This window comes from Serratia quinivorans (assembly GCF_946227985.1).
Classification (GTDB): Bacteria; Pseudomonadota; Gammaproteobacteria; order Enterobacterales; family Enterobacteriaceae; genus Serratia; species Serratia quinivorans_A.
The window spans coordinates 207,754-228,946 of sequence record NZ_CAMKGL010000001.1; the positions used below are offsets into that span (position 1 = coordinate 207,754).

General features: G+C 58.0%; 12 protein-coding genes. 10 read left to right on the forward strand and 2 right to left on the reverse strand.

Features of this window, described 5'->3' with window-relative positions; translation table 11 throughout:
* On the reverse strand, nt 1–984 hold the full coding sequence (locus OCH02_RS01000; RefSeq protein WP_261429302.1) for a substrate-binding domain-containing protein: 984 nt from the start codon (nt 982–984) through the stop codon (nt 1–3).
* Nucleotides 985–1,254: 270 nt separating this feature from the next.
* Between OCH02_RS01000 and idnO the strand changes: the two genes are divergently transcribed.
* The 4 genes from idnO (at nt 1,255) to elaB (ending at nt 4,932) form a co-directional block, all read left to right on the forward strand.
* Nucleotides 1,255–2,019, forward strand: coding sequence for a gluconate 5-dehydrogenase (idnO, locus tag OCH02_RS01005; protein WP_261429304.1), 765 nt, complete (start codon nt 1,255–1,257; stop codon nt 2,017–2,019).
* Between the two features lie 24 nt (nt 2,020–2,043).
* Nucleotides 2,044–3,075, forward strand: a complete 1,032-nt coding sequence (gene idnD / locus OCH02_RS01010; protein WP_261430775.1) for an L-idonate 5-dehydrogenase — start codon at nt 2,044–2,046, stop codon at nt 3,073–3,075.
* A gap of 265 nt (nt 3,076–3,340) precedes the next feature.
* Nucleotides 3,341–4,501 carry an RNA-guided endonuclease InsQ/TnpB family protein gene (locus tag OCH02_RS01015; protein WP_261430776.1) on the forward strand — a complete coding sequence of 387 codons (1,161 nt, stop codon included), beginning with the start codon at nt 3,341–3,343 and terminating at the stop codon, nt 4,499–4,501.
* A gap of 119 nt (nt 4,502–4,620) precedes the next feature.
* Nucleotides 4,621–4,932 (forward strand): stress response protein ElaB, encoded by a 312-nt coding sequence (gene elaB / locus OCH02_RS01020; RefSeq protein ID WP_026142458.1) that lies wholly within the window; start codon nt 4,621–4,623, stop codon nt 4,930–4,932.
* 42 nt (nt 4,933–4,974) lie between these two features.
* On the opposite strand, the gene OCH02_RS01025 is transcribed toward elaB, so the two are convergent.
* A complete protein-coding gene (locus OCH02_RS01025; protein ID WP_261429306.1) occupies nt 4,975–13,617 on the reverse strand; it encodes a GH36-type glycosyl hydrolase domain-containing protein in 8,643 nt (2,880 codons plus the stop codon).
* Nucleotides 13,618–13,904: 287 nt separating this feature from the next.
* Here OCH02_RS01025 and menF point away from each other — a divergent pair, with 287 nt between their 5' ends.
* The 6 genes from menF (at nt 13,905) to menE (ending at nt 21,115) form a co-directional block, all read left to right on the forward strand.
* Nucleotides 13,905–15,197, forward strand: a complete 1,293-nt coding sequence (menF, locus tag OCH02_RS01030) for an isochorismate synthase MenF (protein WP_261429308.1) — start codon at nt 13,905–13,907, stop codon at nt 15,195–15,197.
* Between the two features lie 252 nt (nt 15,198–15,449).
* On the forward strand, nt 15,450–17,123 hold the full coding sequence (gene menD, locus OCH02_RS01035) for a 2-succinyl-5-enolpyruvyl-6-hydroxy-3-cyclohexene-1-carboxylic-acid synthase (RefSeq protein ID WP_261429310.1): 1,674 nt from the start codon (nt 15,450–15,452) through the stop codon (nt 17,121–17,123).
* A complete protein-coding gene (gene menH / locus OCH02_RS01040; protein WP_261429311.1) occupies nt 17,120–17,890 on the forward strand; it encodes a 2-succinyl-6-hydroxy-2,4-cyclohexadiene-1-carboxylate synthase in 771 nt (256 codons plus the stop codon). The genes menD and menH overlap by 4 nt, the downstream gene beginning before the upstream one ends.
* Nucleotides 17,891–17,901: 11 nt before the next feature.
* On the forward strand, nt 17,902–18,759 hold the full coding sequence (menB, locus tag OCH02_RS01045) for a 1,4-dihydroxy-2-naphthoyl-CoA synthase (RefSeq protein ID WP_153859682.1): 858 nt from the start codon (nt 17,902–17,904) through the stop codon (nt 18,757–18,759).
* Nucleotides 18,759–19,742, forward strand: coding sequence for an o-succinylbenzoate synthase (menC, locus tag OCH02_RS01050; RefSeq protein WP_261429313.1), 984 nt, complete (start codon nt 18,759–18,761; stop codon nt 19,740–19,742). The genes menB and menC overlap by 1 nt, the downstream gene beginning before the upstream one ends.
* Nucleotides 19,730–21,115 (forward strand): o-succinylbenzoate--CoA ligase, encoded by a 1,386-nt coding sequence (menE, locus tag OCH02_RS01055; protein WP_261429315.1) that lies wholly within the window; start codon nt 19,730–19,732, stop codon nt 21,113–21,115. The genes menC and menE overlap by 13 nt, the downstream gene beginning before the upstream one ends.
* Nucleotides 21,116–21,193: the final 78 nt, after the last annotated feature.

Sequence of the window (21,193 nt, forward strand, 5' to 3'; positions counted from 1 at the left end):
TTAAATGGTGCCCCCGAGTGAAATGCGATAGTGCAGGTCAACGCGCTCGATGCATGGCACCCCTTTGATGCGTTTGAGTAAAATCTCTGTGGCGACTTTACCCATATCAAACCTTGGGGTGATCACGCTGGCGATGCCCGGCGTGGTGGCCTTGCCAATATCCAGACCGTGAAAACCTGACAGCGCAATGTCCTGTGGAACCTGCAATCCGAGCCGCAAACACGCCTGCAACACGCCAACCGCCAGATCGTCATTGGTACACAAGATGCCGTCCAGATCGGGGTAGAGCTGGCGGGCCATCGCCAGCATGTCGGAGCCGACCGAGACTGACGAGACCCGATGCGGCGTGATTTGCCGTGGCGTCAGTCCCTGATTTTCCATCGCCCGGCAGTAGCCCTGGAAACGTTTGGTGTCGCGTGCGTCGGACATGGCACCAAAGTAAACCACCTGGCGTTTCCCGCTGGCGAGCAGCGCTTCGGTCATGTCAAAACCCGCCTGATAGTTATCGAACCCCACGGCGATCCGACCCTCGGGCCCTTCAAGGCTCATCACCTGTGCCACCGGGGTTTTAGTCGCCGCCAGATATTTTTCCGCCCGCAGAGTGTGCTCGGAATCGGTGAGGATCAACCCGGCGATGGGGTAGGCCAGCAGCTGGATAATGTGTTCCTCTTCCCGCTGCCGGCTGTAGTCATAGTTAACCACCAGAGTTTGATAACCGTGCTCAAGCGTGATGGATTCGATGCCGGCCAACAGATCGGCAAAAATCTGGTTGTTGAAGGAGGGGATCAGCACGCCAATGCGCGGCTTTTGGGACGATCGCGCCTCATCGCTGTCGGTGAAGTTAACTTCTTTCATCACCTGGGCAATTTTCGCAGCGGTTTCGGCAGCCACCTTGTCCGGCGTGCGCAGATAGCGGCTGACGGTCATTTTGGTCACACCGGCGAGCAGTGCAATATCCTGCAGCGTGACGCGTTGGTTCTTCATTCAGTGGCCTTAACAGGGTGGGGCGGAAAGATCGTGAATTCTGCCATGTTAACAAATCGATCTGGTGATAACAATCGACGTTGTAAAGTATAAAAACCCTATTTTTCAATGAAATGAATTAATTATCGGTCACGCTGTGATGCGTGGCGTCACGTTAAAGGTAACAGCTTTTAGTAACACGATTTTAAGTGATCTTTATCACGTTTTTACCGGCGATGATCCGTTGAGATAGGCGTCAGTCCTATCCAAATGACATCGCCGGGGAACGTTATGAACAATTTATTTTCACTGGATAACAAAAAAATACTGATTACCGGCGCTTCTCGGGGCATTGGTTTTCTGTTGGCGCGGGGGTTGGCACAGTACGGCGCCCATATTTTGGTTAATGCTACTACCCAGGAGAATGCCCAGCGCGCCCTTGAAACACTGCGGCGAGAAGGTTTCCGCGCCGATGCTGCGGCTTTTGACGTCACCGATTCGCAGGCTATCCATGCCGCCATTGAACGGATTGAAGTGGAAAACGGCGGCATTGATGTGCTGATCAATAACGCCGGGATCCAGCGCCGCCATCCCTTTACCGCGTTCCCTGAAAAAGACTGGGATGACATTATCGCCGTTAACCAGAAGGCGGTATTTATAGTGTCGCAAACCGTAGCTCGCCATATGGTACAACGCCAAAGCGGCAAAATTATCAATATTGGCTCGATGCAGAGCGAACTGGGCCGCGACACTATCACCCCGTATGCCGCCTCCAAGGGCGCGGTAAAAATGCTGACGCGGGGCATGTGCGTTGAGCTGGCGCGTTACAACATTCAGGTCAATGGCATCGCGCCGGGCTACTTCAAAACCGAAATGACTCAGGTGCTGGCGGACAACCCGGAGTTTACCGCCTGGCTGACCAAGCGCACCCCGGCCGCCCGCTGGGGTGACCCGCAAGAGCTGATTGGTGCGGCGGTGTTCCTGTCGTCCCAAGCTTCCGATTTTGTTAATGGTCAGCTGCTGTTTGTCGATGGCGGCATGTCCGCTGCGGTATAGCCGCCTGCTCAGGAGAAAATCATGATGAAAATTCAAACCCAATCCTGCGTGGTGAACGGCAAATATGACGTGGCGGTGGTGGAGCAGGAAGTGGATTATCAGGGGGTCGGTACACTGGTGAAAATCACCCGTGGTGGTATCTGCGGTTCCGACCTGCATTATTACCAGGAAGGCAAGGTCGGCAGTTTCCAGGTGCGCCAGCCGATGGTGCTCGGCCATGAGGTGATCGGTGAAGTGGTGGCCAGTGACACTGTGCGACTGCCTGTGGGGCAGAAAGTGGCGTTAAACCCCAGCAAGCCCTGTGGCCAGTGCAAGTATTGTCTGGCAGATCAGCAAAATCAGTGTACTCAGATGCGTTTCTTCGGCAGCGCGATGTACTTCCCGCATGTTGACGGTGCTTTCACCCAGTACAAAGTGGTCGATAGCGCGCAATGTATTGCTTTTGACGCCGATCGTGATGAAAAGGTGATGGTGTTTGCCGAACCGCTGGCGGTGGCGATACATGCGGCGAAGCAGCCCGGCGCAGTGACAGGGAAAAAGGTGTTTGTCTCCGGTGTTGGTCCAATTGGCTGCCTGCTGGTGGCGGCATTGAAGGCGCTGGGTGCCGGCGAAATTGTCTGTGCCGATCTCAGCCCACGTTGCCTGGATATTGCCCAGAAAATGGGGGTAACCCGTTGTCTGCATGCCGGTAATGACGACTTTAGTTTCTATCAGCAGGAAAAGGGGTACTTTGATATCGCTTTTGAAGTCTCCGGCCATCCGTCGTCGTTGCAGCGCTGTCTGGAAGTCACCCGTGCCAGGGGCACTGTCGTGCAGGTCGGGATGGGGGGCAGTTTCCCGGATTTCCCGTTGATGTTGCTGATCGCCAAAGAGTTGAACTTGCTGGGCTCGTTCCGTTTTGTTGAAGAATTTGATTTGGCGGTGGCCTGGTTAGCGGAAGGGACAGTCAATCCACTGCCGCTGCTTTCGGCCGAGTTTGATAACCAGCAACTGGCGCAGGCGTTGGCCTTTGCCGCTGACAAGAGTCAGGCGGCCAAAGTGCAACTGGTGTTCTGATTTTAGTATTTGCCCCGTAAACCCTCGCCCCCTCGGGCGGGGATATAAGGGGAGCTAATCAGGTATTTTCTGCGATGGTACATAGGTTTTCAGTGTTTCGATTGTTGCGCTGTGGTGAGATAAAAACTCGTCCAGAATGGACAACACATTTGCTGCCCCAATGGCAATGGCGAAGATAACCGGTCAATTTATAGCGATGCACATTTTCTGGTCAAATGTTTCCTAAGGTCATACAGTACAAGCTTATTATATGTGAGCGTCCATGATGAAAAGAGCCACTAAAGTACGCCTGTACCCGACGACCGAACAGGAAGCATTCTTGAATGCTCAGTTTGGCGCGGTGCGTTTTGCGTACAACAAGGCTCTGCATATCAGCCGCCACAGGTACCAGCGGCACGGCATCTCTGTCAGTGTTAAGCGTGACCTGAAACCATTACTGGCTGTAGGAAAAAGGTCCCGCCGTTACCACTGGCTGAAAGACTATGACTCACTGGCGTTACAACAGGCGGTGATTAATCTTGATACCGCTTTTGGACACTTTTTCAAGCGACGAGCTCGTTTCCCCACCTTTAAGCGCAAACATGGCAAACAATCCAGCTATCACCCCAACGGCAAAGTGTTAATCGACGCGATCCAGTTGCCAAAAATGGCACCAATTAAAGCGGTTATTCATCGCGATATTATCGGGAAGGTGTCCAGCATTACCGTCAGCCGTGGTGCGACAGGAAAATATTACGCCGCAATACTTTGTGACGATGGGCTGGCCGCGCCAGCCAAACCCGTACTGATAACCCACGTAATCGGCTGTGATTTGGGCCTGTCCCATTACCTGATCCAGTCGAACGGCAAAAAAATAGCCAACCCACGGCCTCTGGTACGTGCCAGCCGTAATCTGCGGCGCAAACAAAAAGCGCTGTCACGAAAGATAAAAGGCAGTGCAAACCGGGCAAAAGCGCGTTTACTTGTGGCGAAATGCCACGAGCATGTGGCGAATTCCCGTGCTGACTTCCAGCATAAATTGTCTCGTACATTGGTTGACGAAAACCAAGCGGTCATTGTTGAGACACTGAAAGCAGCGAACATGATGAAAAATCACAAGCTGTCGCGGCACATTGCGGATGCGTCGTGGTTTGGGTTCGTGATGAAACTGGAATACAAAGCGGAGCAGGCCGGCAAACATCTGGTGAAAATTGATCAATGGTTTGCCAGCACTAAAACCTGTCATTGTTGCGGTTATAAAATGGCGGAAATGCCGCTGAATAAACGTATCTGGCCATGCCCGGCGTGTGGTGTTGAGCATGACCGCGATATTAACGCGGCCATCAACATCCAACGCAAGGGTATAACGGATTTACAGGCGGCGGGACTCGTCGTTTCTGCCCACGGAGGCCAGCGTAAATCTGTCATATCGACGGTTGCGGCCTGAGAAGTGGGAAGCCTCGCCGTTTACGGCGGTGAGCAGTCACCCAATAGTCTGATGGCGAAGAGCGGCGATCCTTGTCTATAGTTAAGGACCGTATCATTTTTAATCACGGAGAACTTAACATGGCGAGAAATACGGATAGGGATCAAACCACGCTCGATGACGATCTGAGAATGCTGAGCGACACGCTGGAAGAAGTGTTGAAGTACTCAGGCGATCGCGCCGATCAGGCCTATATCGACATCAAGTCACATGCCGAAGAGGCATTGAGCGAGGTCAAGTCGCGACTGGCTGATACTACCGAGTCCTACTATGCGCGAGCCAAGGACGCGGTTTGCCGCACCGACGGTTACGTGCGTGAAAACCCATGGCACAGCGTGGGTATTGGTGCGACGGTCGGTCTGGTGCTGGGCTTGCTGCTGTCACGTAAATAAGCGCCCTGGATGTTGGGCGCGGCCACTGCCGCGCCCCGATATTTATTGCCCCAGCGTCACCTCCACCTGATGGGTTTTGCCATCGTCTACCAGCGTTATCACCGCCTCCGGCTGTAATTCACCGTCGATAGTCACCTGTGCCGGTCCCTGACCCTGACGGACGGTCAATTGATACTCGCTGCCACCTTCCCGATAATTCAGTGTCACCTGCGGCCAGTCCGCCGGCAGACGGGTATTGAGGGTAAGTCGTCTGCCATGGCGTTTCAGCCCCAGCAGTGACTCGACGATCAGCCGGTACATCCAGCCGGCGGATCCGGTATACCAACTCCAGCCGCCACGGCCAACGTGAGGTGCCACCGCGTAAATATCGGCGGTAACCACGTAAGGCTCGACCTTGTAGCGTTCGGCGGCGGTGCTGTCCAGGCTGTGGTTGATCGGATTGATCAGCGCCATCAGCTCCCAGGCGCGTTCAATATTGCCCATCTCGGCAAAGGCCATCACTGCCCATACCGCGCCGTGGGTATACTGGCCGCCGTTCTCGCGCACGCCGGGCAGGTAGCCGCGGATATAGCCCGGATTCGGACCGTTGCCGTCAAACGGCGGCGTCAGCAGTTTGATCAGCCCGGCCTGGTCGTCGACCAGATGTTTATCCAGCGATTGCATCGCCTGCAGGCTGCGTGGCGCATCACCGGCTCCGGACAGCACCGACCAACTCTGGGCGATGGCATCGATACGGCACTCTGTCGATTCATGGGAACCCAGCGGTTCCCCACTGTCGAAATAGCCCCGGCGATACCACTCGCCATCCCAGGCGTGATTGCGCAGGTTTTCGCGCAGGGTGGTGGCCTGTTGGCTGCACTGCGCGGCCAAGCCGGTATCGTTGCGACGCTGTGCCAGTTCGCCGTAACGCTGCAGAATATGGAACAGGAAGAACCCCAGCCACACGCTCTCACCGCGGCCTTCCAGGCCGACCATATTCATGCCGTCGTTCCAGTCACCGGCCCCCATCAGCGGCAGGCCATGCTCACCAAAGGTTAACCCGTGTTTCAACGCCCGCACGCCATGTTGGTACAGCGTCTCCTGTATCGCACTGGGTGCCGGTTGTTCGTAAGAGGACTCCTCGCCCGGCGCCAGTTTGCGCGCCTCCAGATAGCCCACCTGTTCCTCCAGAATGGCGTGATCGTCGGTGGCGTCCAGGTAGTGGCAAATCGCCAGCGGCAACCACAGATAATCATCCGAACAGCGCGTGCGTACGCCATTACCCTGCGGCGGATGCCACCAGTGCTGTACGTCGCCTTCGATAAACTGGCGTGAGGCGCACAGCAGGATCTGTTCTCGCAGGCGTTCGGGGGCGGCGTGGGTCAGCGCCAGCGTATCCTGCAATTGATCGCGGAAGCCAAAGGCCCCGCCGGATTGATAGTAACCGCTGCGTGCCTGAATGCGGCACGAGAGGGTCTGGTACAGCAACCAGCCGTTGGCCAGCAGGTTGACGGCCGGCTGTGGCGTGGCTATTTGCACCTTGTTGAGAATTGCGTCCCAATGCGCTGCGACCTGCTGCAGTTCATCCTGCAGGCTGTCTTCCCGCAGGTATTTTTGCAGCAGCGCTTCGGCCTCATCGGCGTTTTGTCCAAGGCCCAGTGCGAAGACAAAGCTGCGCTGATCGCCGTCGATCAGGCTGATGGCTGACTGAACCGCACCGCAAGGATCCATGCCCGCGCCGGTCTTGCCGGACAGCCGCCGCAGCTTCAGCACCGCCGGACTGGTTAACGTTCCATTGCGGCCAATGAATTCACGCCGATCGCCACTGACAGAACAGTGCGCACCGGTCACGCCAAAGAAAGCCGTTCGTTCCGATCCGCTGCTGCCGTAGTGGTTGGTGGCCAGGATGCCGCAGCCGCTATCGAGCGTAGCCGCCTGGGTGACGATGTGCATGGCCGATTTTTGCCGCAGATCGCCGAGGATGAATTCCACATAGCCGGTGGCCGACAGCTTGCGCGTGCGTCCGGAGGTATTGGTCAGCGTCAGCAGGAACAGTTTGACCGGTGCCTCTTTGGCCACCAGCACCTTGAGCTGGCTGTCGATGCCGTTCTCGCGGTGATCGAACACGCTATAACCGAAACCGTGACGGGTCAGATAGTGGCCGCGGCCACGGGCAGGCAGCGGTGTCGGTGACCAGAAGTGACCGTTCTCTTCGTCACGTAAATAAAAGGCTTCCCCGCTGCGGTCACAGACAGGATCGTTATCCCAGGGTGTCAGTCGGTATTCGTGGGCATTTTCATACCAGGTGTAGGCCTGTCCGCTTTCCGAAATTACCGAGCCGAACATCGGGTTGGCTATCACGTTTGACCAGGGGGCCGGGGTGATCTTGCTTTCGTTCATCGCAATGACGTATTCACGGCCATCTTCCGAGAATCCACCAAGGCCGTTATAGAACTGCAGGGCGTCGATGGCGGGCAACTGCGGTGAATGCAGGTTACGCGGCAGATTATCCACCGTTGCCAGTTTCGACGAGGCGGTGACTGGCGACAGCGGTTGTTGCAGAACCTGCGGCAGTTGCAGGCGTTGGTTGAGCTGTTCGGTCAGTCCGCCGCGCCGATCGTCGAGATAAATTCGTGCCACGCTGAGCAGCAGCCGGTGATCTTCCGGTGACATATGCTCGCTGGTGCGTACGAAGATACCGCCGGGTTTGTCGGTTTGGGTGGATTCCATGCCGGCGGCGATCAGGCTCATGATTTGGTTCTGCAGTTCCTGGCGGTAGCCGCCGACGTCTTCGTTGAGGATCACCAAATCGACCTGCAGGCCTTTCAGGCGCCAGTAGTTGTGGGCCTGGATCAGCTGTTGCACCAGCTCGATATTTTCGCCGTCGGTGACGGTCAGCAACACAATGGGCAGATCGCCGGAGATCGAATGTCCCCACAGCCCTGACTGGCCGCGACGGTTCTGGATGATCTCGTTGCTGGCGGCGCGCATTTCCTGTGCCGGGAACACGACTGCGCTGGCCAGACGGTTGAACAGGTTGGCATCTTCCTCATTGGCGTTCAGTTGGCGCAGTACCACCTGGCTGTGTGACCAGGCCAGTTCAAACACGCGGTCCGCCAGATGACGGTCGCGGTATTTTTCCAGCATCGCCAGGCCACTGGCGCGGTCTTCACTGACGCCGTAGAAAATATCCAGCGTCAGCGGTACGTTCGGCTCCAGAACCACGCGCTGGCGGATAGCGATGATAGGGTCAATGACCGGCCCGGCGCTGTTGCTCAGCGGCGTGTTTTGATACAGCGCCTGTGGGTTGGCGGGGGTACGGCCACGGCCGATAAACCTGGCGCGATCGGTTTCAAACGACGTTTGGCTGGAACGCCCCTGTACCGTCATCATATGCAGTAACCACGGGCATTTTTCCTTGGGTTCACGCGGGCGGCGGTGGCATAAAATGGCGTCCTGATCCGGTAGCAGTTCGGTTTGTACAAACAGATTGCTGAACGCCGGATGAGCCAGATCGTTACCCGCCGGTGCCAGCACCACTTCCGCATAGCTGGTAATTTCGAGGGTACGCGGTTGTTTACCGCGATTGAGCAACGTCACCCGACGCAGCTCGATATCGTCTTCCGGCGAGACCACGATCTGCGTTTTGACCGACAGCGCCCCCTGCTGGCGCTGGAATTCGGCGCCGGCATCATTGAACACGGCGCTGTAGCCCTTGGCAGCCCCCCCGATCGGTTGCCAGGTGTTACTCCATACCTCGCCAGTTTGCGGATCGCGCAGGTAGCAGAATGCTCCCCAGTTGTCGCAGGTAGCATCTTCGCGCCAGCGGGTCAGCGCCAGGTTTTGCCAGCGGCTGTAGCTGCCGCCTGCCTGGGTCAACATCAGGTGATAATTGACGTTGGACAGTAGCTGCACTTCCGGGATCGGCGTGTCCACCCGGTTAAATTCGCGTGCGGCGAAGCTGGCCGGGGTAATGGTGCCTTCATGCGTTTCGAAATGGCGGCGGGCGCTGTACAGCTCAACCGCATCCGGCACCCGTTCCTGCAGCAGTAAACGTGCTGACTGGAACGCCGGATAGTCGGCAAAGCGCGAGACCATCGGCGCATCCAGCAGCAGGTGCGACAGGGCCAGAAAGCTCATTCCCTGATGGTGCGCCATATAAGAACGGATAATCACGTACAGTTGGCCACGGCTGAGGCGAGCGGTGGTGTAATCCAGCGCTTCGTAGAAACCGTAACGGCCTTTGGCGCCATTTTGTTCCAGCGTGACCAGGTTATTGCAGGCGGCTTCCGGGTCGACAATCAGCGCCATCATCGTAGCGTAAGGGGCGACCACCATATCGTCACCCAACCCGCGCCTCAGGCCCAGCCCCGGCACGCCAAAGGCGTGGTATTGATAGTTTTGATCGGCATCGAAGCCAAAATAGCCGGATTCGGAGATGCCCCAGGGCACGCCGCGCTCCTTGCCCCAGGCAATCTGTCGTTCCACTGCCGCCCGGCACATTTGCACCAGCAGCGAGTCAGGGTAGGCGGGCATCACCAACTGCGGCATCAGGTATTCAAACATCGACCCACTCCACGACATCAGCGCCGCTTTATGGTCGATCAGGGTGAACAGGCGGCCAAGCGCAAACCAACTGCGTTGGGGGACCTGGTTGGTAGCTATAGCGACATAGTTGGTCAGGCGGATTTCCGAGGCCAGCAAATCGTACTTACTGCCGTCCATGCGGTTTTGATCGCAGTTAAAGCCGACGGTCAGCAAATGGGTCGATTCGTCATACAGGAAGTGGAAGTCCATTTGCGCCATTTTTTCCAGCCGTTGCTGCAGGTCGTGTAACTGCGCCAGCCGTTCCTGTGCCAGTGCTGTCGCTGCGTCAAGCTTGCCCTGTTGATCGGCCGACAGGGCCAATGACGCCGGTGGATTAGCCAACCAGTGCAGACTGGGCACCTGCTCCAGCGCTGACTGCCCGTCGCTCAGCCAGTCAAACCACTGCGCCCATTCGCGACAAAGCTCGTTGAGCTGTTGATGCAGCGCACCGGCCCAACGCCGGGTTTCCTCATCGTGATTCAGCGCCGGTTCCTGCAGCCCATTGCTGTAATTGCGCATGGCATTCAGCTCCGCCAACAGCGCGACGGGATGACAGTGGTGCGCCTGCTCCCAATGGTTGCGCAGTTTCGGCAGGTTCTTCGGTGCGGCGTCACCCCAGTGTTGCTCCAGCAATTGCAGGCTGTCGCCCAGCCCGGCCAGTACCCGTTGCGGGTCAATGACCGGTTTTTGGGCCAGAGCCGGCAGGCCGGCGCTAAGCGTCAGCAGATGACCGGCCAGGTTGCCGCTGTCGACACTGGAGATATAACGCGGGTTCAGCGGCTCCAGCGTGCGTGTGTCGTACCAGTTGTACAAGTGGCCGCGATAATGTTCCATGCGGTCCAGAGTATTGAGCGTCAACTCGATGCGCCTTAGTGCTTCACTGAGCGTCAGATAGCCGAAGTCATAGGCGGTGAGATTGGCCAAGAGCGACAGTCCGATATTGGTCGGTGACGTCCGGTGCGCCACCACGGGTTCCGGTACCTCCTGATAGTTATCCGGCGGCAGCCAGTTCTCCTGTTGGTTGACGAAGGTATTGAAGAAGTCCCAGGTCTGGCGGCTGGTGTGGCGCAGGAAGCGCCGCTGTTCGTCATTAATCGCGGTTTGACTGCGCTGCGGTTCGTGGCTGAGGTAGTACAACAGCAAGGGGGCCAGGATCCACAGGGTGGCGAAGGGCAGTGTGATAAGCAGCGCCATCGGGTTATGCAGTACGGTGAAAAACAGTAACGCCAGGCCCGTCAATGGGTTAATCCACATGGCGCGGTAAAAGTTTTGCGGCGTGACCTGTTGACGGGTTTTGGATTGATCGTAGCTGGTCCACTCTTGCAGATTGCGTTTAGTGACCAGTAGTCGCCATAGGGTGACAATAATCGCTTTCAGGCTGTACAGCGCTTCATGCGGTAGCGTCGCCAACCGCAGCCCAACCTGTGCCAAGCGGTGCAACGAGCCGTTCAGCGCCAGCCGCAGATGCTGCAGGAAGGGTCTGCGCGGTGGTTTATGCACAATATCCTGAGCCAGCGCCAGCAGGGTGGGGAGCAGCAGAATAATGGCGAACACCGCCAGCCAATAACGGGTATTCGGTAGCCAGACGAAACCGCAAAACAGCAACAGCAGCAGGCTGGACGCCGTCAGGCTGCGGCGCAGGTTATCGAACAGTTTCCAGCGCGACAGGGTGCTCAGTGGGTTGGCGGTGCGGGTGCCGCCTTCTGTTTTCACCCGTGGCAGCAGCCAGTTGAGCAGTTGCCAGTCCCCACGGATCCAGCGGGTACGGCGTGCGACATCCACCAGATAGTTGCTGGGATACTGTTCGTACAGCAGGACGTCACTCAACAGGCCAGAGCGGGCGTAGCAACCTTCGAGCAGGTCGTGGCTCAGTACCAGGTTTGCCGGACAGGTCCCTTTCATGCTGTGTGAGAACACATCCACGTCGTAGATGCCCTTGCCAATAAACGAGCCTTCGCCAAATAAATCCTGATAGATATCCGAGGCCATCAAGGTATAGGGGTCATTGCCCGGCGTGCTGCTGCACAGTGCGGCATAGCGGCCTTGCCCATAGCTCGGGATCTCTTCGGCCATGCGCGGTTGCAGGATGGCGTAGCCTTCCACCACCCGCTGCAGACGGGCGTCATACTGCGGCTGATTGAGCGGGTGCGCCATGGCGGCAATTAGCTGGTGAGCGCTTTCCCGCGGCAGGACGGTATCGCTGTCCAGGGTGATGACGTATTTGACGTTTTTCAGCACCTCCAGCCCGTCGCCAATTTGAGTACAGAAGGCGTTGCCGCGGTTGCGCAGCCAGTCGTTCAGCGCGTTCAGTTTGCCGCGTTTACGCTCCAGCCCCATCCACACGCCCTGTTTTTCGTTCCATTCGCGGTTGCGGTGAAACAGGAAAAAGTGGCTTGGGCCTTCGCAGGGATAGCGTGCGTTCAGCGCCATCATCTGTTGGCTGGCATAATCGAGCAGCGCAACGTCATCGGCATGCTGCTGCTGAGGGGAATCGATAAAGTCGGTAAGCAGGGCAAAGTGCAGGTGTTTCATCGCGTTGCCCAGGTAACAAACCTCAAGGGCATTGATCAACTTATCGATGCCGCTTTTGCTGTCGATTAACGTCGGTATTGCCACCAGAGTACGGAATTCGGCGGGAATGCCGCAGGAGAAGTCGAGCCTGGGCAACGGCTGCGGCGTGCGGCTGCGGGTTGTGACCTCGCTGAGCAGGTTAAGCACGAATTGACTGATGACGATCGCCATGGGGAAAAACAACAGCGCCAGCCCCCAACTGATGCCGGTACTGTAAGCGTGACGCAGCAGTTCTGCACAGCAGGCGGTGGTGATCAGGCTTAGGCTACCAAGCCAGGAAAGCAGTGGTGCCTGATTCAACGCATGGCGCAGCCGGGTAATACGGCCCAGGCGTACGTCAAGCTGCTGCTCCAGTTCCGGGCGGCCATCGTCAATCAGGTAGTAACCGATGTGGTTGCAGCGGGGATCGCTGGACGGAATTTCTGCCGCCACGCGCGCCATATTCAGTACCTGTTGGGCGACCTGCACCTCATTATGCGGGCAGTGCCGCGCCAGCATCTCAATCACGTGGCGATAATTGTCGCGGGTGTTGAAGTGCATCAACGGGTAAACCCCGGCCGGATCCTCTCGCAGGGTTTGTTCGACCTGGCTCATGGTTTCGACAAACTCGGCCCAGTCCATTTCGCTCAGCTGGCGCAGGCCGGAAATACTGTTGCTGACCGACAATTGGCTGACGGCGAGCTGTTGGTTAAAACGGTGGATTAATTCATCTGATGTCAGGCTGACCTCTGCCAGACGTTGCTCGACCCAGGTGAGCGGCAGCGCCAGCATGGTGCCGTGGCCCTGCAGGCGACGAACCAGCTCGGCGACAAAGGCGCTGGTGCGTGGGGGATTGGAGCGCGCCATATCGGCAATCACCACGATCAGGTTGGCCGGATCGTTTTCCGCTGACTCCAGCATTTTAGTCACCCAGCTGTCGGCCAGGTTACGCTCCTGTTGGGCTTGAGCCACCTCAATGCTGACGCGCCGCAGGTTTTCGATCAACGCCAGGCGTAGCATGCCGGGCAGTGCCCAAAGCTCGCCCAGCGTTAAATTGACTTCTTTTTGATAGGCGGCGATATAGCGCGTAAGGCTTTCGGCGTCCCAGCGGCCATCTCCGTGTGCAATGGCTTCGGCGGCAATGTCATAGATGCGCGGGCAGTTATGTGGCGCGCCCAGTTGGGGCAGACCACGGCCGAAGGTTTTAGGCAGATGGTGGCGTACAACCCGGATTTGTTCTTCGATCAGGTAGTAGTTGTCCAGCAACCATTCGCCGGCCGGCGTCATGCTGGCTTTCTTGCCGTTGCTGAGCTGGTGACAGCTTTCCGCCAGAATACGTTCGTTATCGTCCAGCCGTTTCAGCAAATAGTAGGGAGTTTTGCGTGTCGCCAGCTTGTGTGAACGCGCCAGGCGGTGGCCATAACGCTCCATTTGGTCGACAGAAAACAGCTCGGCCTTGATGGTGCCACCTGTCGGTTCCGGCTCACCTTTGGCACGGCGGACAGGCAACGCATTTACTTTGGCTGTTTTGCGTTTCTTTTTTAACCAATTGATTAGTATTTCTTTCACACAAAGGCTCCTTACATCTGACCCAAAGGGCAGCCGGTGAAACCGCTGGGAGATCGTGAATATCCTGTTTTTTTGCGCCGGGTAGATCTGGCGTGGATTTTTAGCAGGCAGGAACATGCCTTTTCAGTATAGCCGCATAATGCTTTGCCGGGCGTTTTTTGAACTAATTGTTTAGATTTAATAAACTATTTGTTGCCAAGAGCGTTGATTAGCGACGCTATTTTTCCGCCGCTGTGCTTTGATTTACCGTATAATTCCCTACATTAAGCTTGGTTATTGAGGTGGTCGTGGAACAACTTTCGCCATTGCTGAGGCGGTTACGCCGGCAGCTTGAGCAACATTTGCCCTCTGAGGGGGGGGTCCACCAGATTTCACTTCCCGTTCCGGCATCGTTAGCCGCCAACGTGCTGGAATGGCTGGCGGTGCAACCGGCATTCCCACAATTTTACTGGCACCACCGCGATGGACATGAGGAGGCCGCCCTGTGCGGCGCGCTGCGGCAGTTTACCCAGCCGCAGCAGGCGCAAACCTTTCTCAGGGCGCATCAGGGCGCGCGGGTATGGGGGCTGAATGCTTTTGACGGCGCGGCGTATTTATTTTTACCGCGGCTGGAAATCCTGACCCGCGACGGTGAAACACAATTAACGCTTAATCTGTTTTCCGAAAGTTCGCTGCGCGACGATGCGGCGTTGGCCGACCGCTGGCTGGATCAACTGTCGACGGCCCAACCGATCGCGCCATTAAAGGCACAGGTGAGCCGGATGCAGCATCAGCCGGACCGCGCCGGCTGGGAAGCCATGCTGTGTGAGGCATTAAAGACCATCAGCGGTCGGCAGATGGAAAAAGTAGTGCTGGCGCGCAGTACCTTACTGACACTGGATGGCCCACTGTCTGCCCCGGCGATGATGGATGCCAGCCGCCGGATCAATCACCGTTGCTATCACTATATGCTGCGCTTTGATGCGCGCAGCGCCTTCCTCGGTTCCAGTCCGGAAAGACTGTATCTGCGAAATGACCGTCGTCTGCTGACCGAAGCGCTGGCGGGCACCGTCGCCAATCATCCCGATCGACAGCAAGCCCAGACACTGGCGCAATGGCTACTGCAGGACGGCAAGAATCAGCATGAGAATCTGCTGGTGGTGGATGATATCTGCCAGCGTTTGCAAGGCGGTGCCGACGCGGTGGATGTGTTGCCGCCCGAAGTAGTGCGTTTGCGTAAGGTGCAGCATTTGCGGCGGCGTATTGAAGGTCGGCTCAACGATAACGACGATGCCGATTGCCTGCAGCGGTTACAGCCCACGGCGGCGGTAGCCGGGTTGCCGCGTCACGCGGCGCGCGAGTTTATTCTGCAACATGAGCCTTTCCCCCGGGGTTGGTATGCCGGATCTGCCGGTTATCTTTCCTCCTCCCGCAGTGAGTTTTGCGTAGCGCTGCGCTGCGCGCAAATTGACGGCCAGGAATTACGACTCTATGCCGGTGCCGGCATTGTGGCCGGTTCTGACGCCGCGGCAGAGTGGCAGGAAATCGAAAACAAGGCCGCCGGGCTGCTGACTTTACTGCTGCCAGAGTCGTTGCGTTGAATTTCCCTGCTTATGATCCGGATTTATTGAGCGAATGACGCGGCGAGTGTAAACTGTTTGTGGTTTTTATGTTTATTTTTTGTTCTAAATCAATTAATTGTCTACCATAAAGTCACCGGGATATACGGCGTTTTTGCGCTGGCGCAAAAGTCGTAAAGATAACTACTCATATAATGCAGAACATCACTCTCGGCGCGCCATTAGCTGGTGGGCGCCAGAGGCAGATTCTGTTAACCGACTTGTGAGCGAATTATGTCGACAAGTGTTTTTAATCGTCGGTGGGCGGCGTTGCTGTTGGAAGCGCTGGCTCGCCATGGAGTACGGCATGTCTGTATCGCTCCGGGATCGCGTTCTACGCCGCTGACGCTGGCTGCGGCGGCTAACAAGTCTTTTATCTGCCATACCCATTTTGATGAGCGCGGGCTGGGCCATTTGGCGCTAGGCCTGGCAAAGGCATCGCGCGAACCGGTGGCGGTGATCGTCACTTCCGGCACCGCCGCCGCTAACCTTTACCCCTCGTTAATCGAAGCCGGGCTGACCGGTGAACGGCTGGTGTTTCTTACCGCCGACCGACCGCCAGAACTGATCGACTGTGGTGCCAATCAGGCGATCCGCCAAAACGGCCTGTATGCCAGTCACCCGACGTTGAGTATTGATCTGCCGCGGCCGACGACGGATATCCCCGCCAGTTGGCTGGTATCAACCGTCGACAGCGCAATGGCACGCCTGCAGCATGGGGCGTTGCATATTAACTGTCCTTTTGCCGAACCCTTGTACGGCGGTGATGAGCAACAGTATGCCGACTGGTCGGCGACGCTCGGCGACTGGTGGCAAGGCAGCCAACCCTGGCTGCGGGAAGAGAGCCGGCAGGGTGTGCTTAAGCAACCTGACTGGTTCTTCTGGCGGCAAAAGCGTGGCGTGGTGCTGGCGGGGCGCATGAGCGCGCAAGAGGGCGAACTCTTGGCGCAGTGGGCCGAGATGCTTGGCTGGCCGCTGATAGGCGACGTGCTGTCCCAGACCGGGCAGCCGCTGCCCTGCGCCGATTTATGGCTGGCCCAGCCGCAGGCGCACACACTGCTGGCCGAGGCACAATTGGTGGTGCAGTTCGGCAGCAGCCTGACCGGCAAGCGCCTGCTGCAGTGGCAGGAACAGTGCCGGCCGCAAGAGTATTGGCTAATCGATGAATTACCGGGACGGCTCGATCCTGCGCACCACCGCGGGCGCAGGATCCGTTCCAGCGTGGCGCAGTGGCTAGAACTGCATCCGGCTCAGCCGCGCTCCCCCTGGGCCGACGAATTGGCGTCGCTGGCGGACAACGCGCTGGATGCCGTTTCCGGCCATTTGGTTAACCGCTTTGGCGAGGCGCAGCTGGCGCATCGCCTGCCGGAACTGCTGCCGGAAAACGGCCAACTATTCCTCGGCAATAGCCTGATCGTACGGTTGATTGATGCGTTGACCCGCTTGCCTGCCGGTTATCCGGTATTCAGCAACCGCGGTGCCAGCGGCATCGACGGTCTGATTTCCACTGCCGCAGGCGTACAGCGGGCGACGGCCAAACCGACATTGGCGGTGGTGGGAGATTTATCGGCACTGTATGACCTGAACGCACTGGCGTTGCTACGCCAATGTTCAGCGCCGACGGTGTTGATTGTCGTTAATAATAACGGCGGCCAGATTTTCTCACTGTTGCCAACGCCGGAAGAAGACCGGCAACGGTTCTACTGCATGCCGCAGGACGTGGAGTTCAGCCATGCGGCAGCAATGTTCAAGCTGGCTTACGCTTGCCCGGAAAATTGGGGGCAGTTGCTGCAGGCGGTGGAACAGGGCTGGCGTCACAGCGGCGCCACGTTGATTGAGCTGCAGGTGCCGCCGAGTGATGGCGCACAAACGCTGCAGCATCTGGTGCAACAGATGGCGGAGCAATGATGCTGGCGACAAAAGTATTGCAACAGGGTGAGGCCGATCGGCCGTGGCTCATCTGGTTACACGGCCTGTTGGGCAACAACAATGAATGGCGAGTGATTGCTTCACGCTGTGCTGAATGGCCGTCGTTGGCGATTGACCTGCCCGGTCACGGTGATTCCGTTGCGGTCAGCTGCACCAACTTCGACGATATCAGTGCGCAGATCAGCGCGACATTGCAGATGCACGGTATCGAACGCTATTGGCTGGTGGGGTATTCGCTCGGCGGGCGGATTGCCATGTACCACGCCTGCTACGGTGAAATCCGTGGCCTGCAGGGGGTGATTGTTGAAGGCGGCAATCCGGGGTTGCCCGACGCAGCACTGCGCGCGCAGCGGTTGGCACATGATGTGGCCTGGGCCGAGCGTTTTCGCCGTGAACCCCTCGCCGAGGTACTGGCAGACTGGTATCAACAACCGGTGTTCGCCAACCTCAGCACGGTACACCGTGATGCGCTGATCGACGCCCGCTCCGACAACAGCGGCGCGGCCGTGGCGGACATGCTGGAAGCCACTTCGCTGGGCAGACAGCCCTGTCTTGCGCCGCGGTTACAACAACTGGCGGTGCCGCTGGTGGTGTTATGCGGCGCCGACGATCACAAATTTCAGCAGTTGGCGCGCGACGCCGGGTTGCCGTTACGCATCGTGCCGCAGGCCGGGCATAACGCGCACCTGGCCAATCCGCAGGCGTTTGTCGCCGAGCTGCGCAATTTTCTCGTTAACCCTGGTTAAAGGAACCGAACATGCTCTATCCAAATGAAGAACAACTGTATGCCGCCATCGAATGGCAAGATTGTTCCGGTGATTTCGAAGATATCCTGTATCACAAGTCCAGCGATGGCATCGCTAAAATCACCATTAACCGTCCACAGGTACGTAATGCCTTCCGCCCGCACACGGTAAAAGAGATGATTGAAGCGCTGTCCAATGCTCGTTACGACGACGGCATTGGCACCATTATCCTCACCGGCGCGGGTGACAAAGCCTTCTGCTCCGGCGGCGATCAGAAAGTCCGCGGCGACTACGGCGGCTATCAGGATGACAGCGGTGTACATCACCTGAACGTGCTCGACTTCCAGCGCCAGATCCGTACCTGTCCGAAGCCGATAGTGGCGATGGTGGCCGGCTATTCAATCGGTGGCGGCCACGTATTGCATATGATGTGCGACCTGACCATCGCGGCGGACAACGCCATTTTCGGCCAGACCGGCCCGAAAGTCGGCTCGTTTGACGGCGGTTGGGGCGCTTCTTACATGGCGCGCATCGTGGGCCAAAAGAAAGCGCGCGAAATCTGGTTCCTGTGCCGTCAGTATGATGCCGCTGCGGCCCTGGACATGGGCCTGGTCAATACCGTGGTGCCTTTGGCTGCGCTGGAGAAAGAAACCGTGCGCTGGTGCCGCGAAATGTTGCAGAACAGCCCGATGGCGCTGCGCTGTCTGAAAGCGGCCCTGAACGCCGACTGCGACGGTCAGGCCGGCCTGCAGGAATTGGCGGGCAATGCCACCATGCTGTTTTACATGACCGACGAAGGTCAGGAAGGGCGCAATGCGTTTAACGAAAAGCGCCAGCCGGACTTCAGCAAATTCAAGCGTAACCCGTAATGAACACAAGCCTCCGTAACGCGGCCCTTTACCGTTACAGCCTGCCTATGGACGCTGGCGTGGTGCTGCGTAATCAGCGCTTAAAAACTCGCGATGGTTTGCTGATCCATCTGCAGCAGGGCGAGCAAGAAGGCTGGGGCGAGATCGCGCCGCTGCCGGAGTTTAGCCAGGAAACGCTGGCGCAGGCCGAGCAGGCGGTGCTGAGCTGGCTGCAGAGCTGGCAACGTGGGGAATCACCTCCCGAAAGCCCGTTAGCTTCAGTGGCGTTCGGTTCCAGCTGCGCATTGGCGGAGTTGGAACAGCGGCTGCCGCAGCAGGCTGATTACCGTAAAGCGCCGCTGTGCACCGGTGACCCTGATGAGCTGTTCGAGATATTGGCCGCTTTGCCGGGTGAGAAGGTCGCCAAGGTGAAAGTTGGGCTGTATGAAGCGGTGCGTGACGGCATGATAGTCAACGTGCTGTTGGAAGCTCTGCCGGATCTCAGGCTACGGCTGGATGCCAACCGCAGTTGGACGCGCGCCAAAGCTGACGGGTTTGCCAAATACGTCAACCCGGCGCTGCGCGAACGCATTGCTTTCCTGGAAGAACCTTGTAAAACCCGTGATGAATCGCGGGATTTCGCTCAGGCGACGGGCATTGCCATAGCCTGGGACGAAAGCGTGCGTGAGGCGGATTTTGTGGTGCAGGCGGAACCGGGGGTGGCAGCGATAGTGATTAAGCCGACGCTGATCGGCAGCCTGACCCGCTGCCGCTCGTTGGTGGAGCAGGCTCATGCGGTGGGGTTGACGGCAGTGATCAGCTCCAGCATTGAATCCAGTCTGGGGTTGACGCAGTTGGCGCGCATTGCGCACTGGCTGACGCCGACCACCGTGCCTGGACTCGATACGCTGGATCTGATGCAGGCTCAATTGCTGCGGCGCTGGCCGGGCAGCAAGCTGCCATTGCTGAGTCAGCAAACGCTGGAGTGTTTATGGCGCAGTTGAATGACTGGCCGTGGCGACATTGGGCGCAGCGACGCCCGCAGGCGGCGGCGCTGATTGTCGGTCATCAGCCGGTGAGCTGGCTGGTGTTACGGCGTCAGGTGGACAAGCTGGCGGCGGATTTTCAGTACCAGGGTGTGGAGCCAGGCTGCGGCGTTGCGTTGTTCGGCAAGAACAGTTATCCATTGTTGCTGGCCTACCTGGCGCTATTGCAGTGCGGGGCGCGGCTGCTGCCGCTGAATCCGGCGTTACCCGTTTCTCAGTTGGCGACGCTGTTGCCCGAGCTGGATATCGATTTTGCCTTCAGCCCGGACCAACTGCCGACCCTGCCGGCCAGGATCATCCGTTTAAATCCCCCGTCTACCCAATCCCGCTGGCTGAATCCGCCGCGCTGGGACCCTCAGCGGTTGGCGACCCTGACCCTGACCTCCGGCTCCAGTGGCAGGCCGAAAGCGGCCGCGCACAGTCACGCCGGCCATTTGGCCAGTGCCAAAGGGGTACTGCAGTTGATGGATTTCCAGGCGCAGGATCGCTGGTTGCTGTCATTACCTTTATTTCACGTTTCCGGACAAGGCATTGTCTGGCGTTGGCTGCTTGCCGGGGCTACGCTGGTGGTGCGTGATATGCATTCATTGGCCGATGCTCTGGCGGGCTGTACTCATGCATCCTTGGTACCGACGCAGCTCTGGCGTCTGCTGGCGCAACCGCTGACGACCCTGACGCTGAAAAAAGTGCTGCTGGGTGGCGCGATGATCCCGGTAGAACTGACCAAACAGGCGGAGGCCGTTGGGATCCGCTGCTGGTGTGGCTATGGCCTGACTGAACTGGCTTCCACGGTGTGCGCCAAGCGTGCTGATGCACGGCCAGGCGTTGGGCTGCCGCTGGCTGGCCGGGAAATTGAATTGGTGAATGAAGAGGTATGGATCCGCGGGCAGAGTCTGGCGCTGGGATACTGGCTGCAGGGCCGATTGTTGCCGATTGTCGATGATCAGGGCTGGTTCCATACCCGCGATCGTGGCGTCATGGAGCAGGGTGAACTACGAATTATCGGCCGGTTGGACAACCTGTTTTTCAGCGGCGGAGAAGGCGTTCAGCCAGAGGATATTGAGCGCGTATTGGCAGCCCATCCGCAGATTTCACAAGTGGTGGTGGTGCCGGTCGATGACGCCGAGTTTGGCCAACGGCCGGTGGCGGTGATCGACAGTGAGGAGCCTCCCTCGCTGGAGGAACTGCTGGCCTGGTCGCAGGGGCGGCTGGTGAACTTCCAGCGGCCAATGGCGCTGTTGGCGATGCCGAATGAGTTGAAGGCTGGGGGGATCAAGATCTCGCGCCGTCAGTTGCAGCAATGGGCAGCGGAGCAGATCTCCATCGAATAGGCAGCATGGATCGAAACGTTATTTTCTGGCAGTGAGATAAAAAGGAAAAGCGGGGCCGATTGTTCCTGGCACCGCTTT

Coding starts and splice junctions, on each gene's coding strand:
- idnD (WP_261430775.1), top strand. CDS start 2,044: ATGAAAATTCAAACCCAATCCTGCGTGGTGAACGGCAAATATGACGTG.
- elaB (WP_026142458.1), top strand. CDS start 4,621: ATGGCGAGAAATACGGATAGGGATCAAACCACGCTCGATGACGATCTG.
- OCH02_RS01015 (WP_261430776.1), top strand. CDS start 3,341: ATGAAAAGAGCCACTAAAGTACGCCTGTACCCGACGACCGAACAGGAA.
- idnO (WP_261429304.1), top strand. CDS start 1,255: ATGAACAATTTATTTTCACTGGATAACAAAAAAATACTGATTACCGGC.
- menE (WP_261429315.1), top strand. CDS start 19,730: ATGGCGCAGTTGAATGACTGGCCGTGGCGACATTGGGCGCAGCGACGC.
- menB (WP_153859682.1), top strand. CDS start 17,902: ATGCTCTATCCAAATGAAGAACAACTGTATGCCGCCATCGAATGGCAA.
- menH (WP_261429311.1), top strand. CDS start 17,120: ATGATGCTGGCGACAAAAGTATTGCAACAGGGTGAGGCCGATCGGCCG.
- menC (WP_261429313.1), top strand. CDS start 18,759: ATGAACACAAGCCTCCGTAACGCGGCCCTTTACCGTTACAGCCTGCCT.
- OCH02_RS01000 (WP_261429302.1), bottom strand. CDS start 984: ATGAAGAACCAACGCGTCACGCTGCAGGATATTGCACTGCTCGCCGGT.
- menD (WP_261429310.1), top strand. CDS start 15,450: ATGTCGACAAGTGTTTTTAATCGTCGGTGGGCGGCGTTGCTGTTGGAA.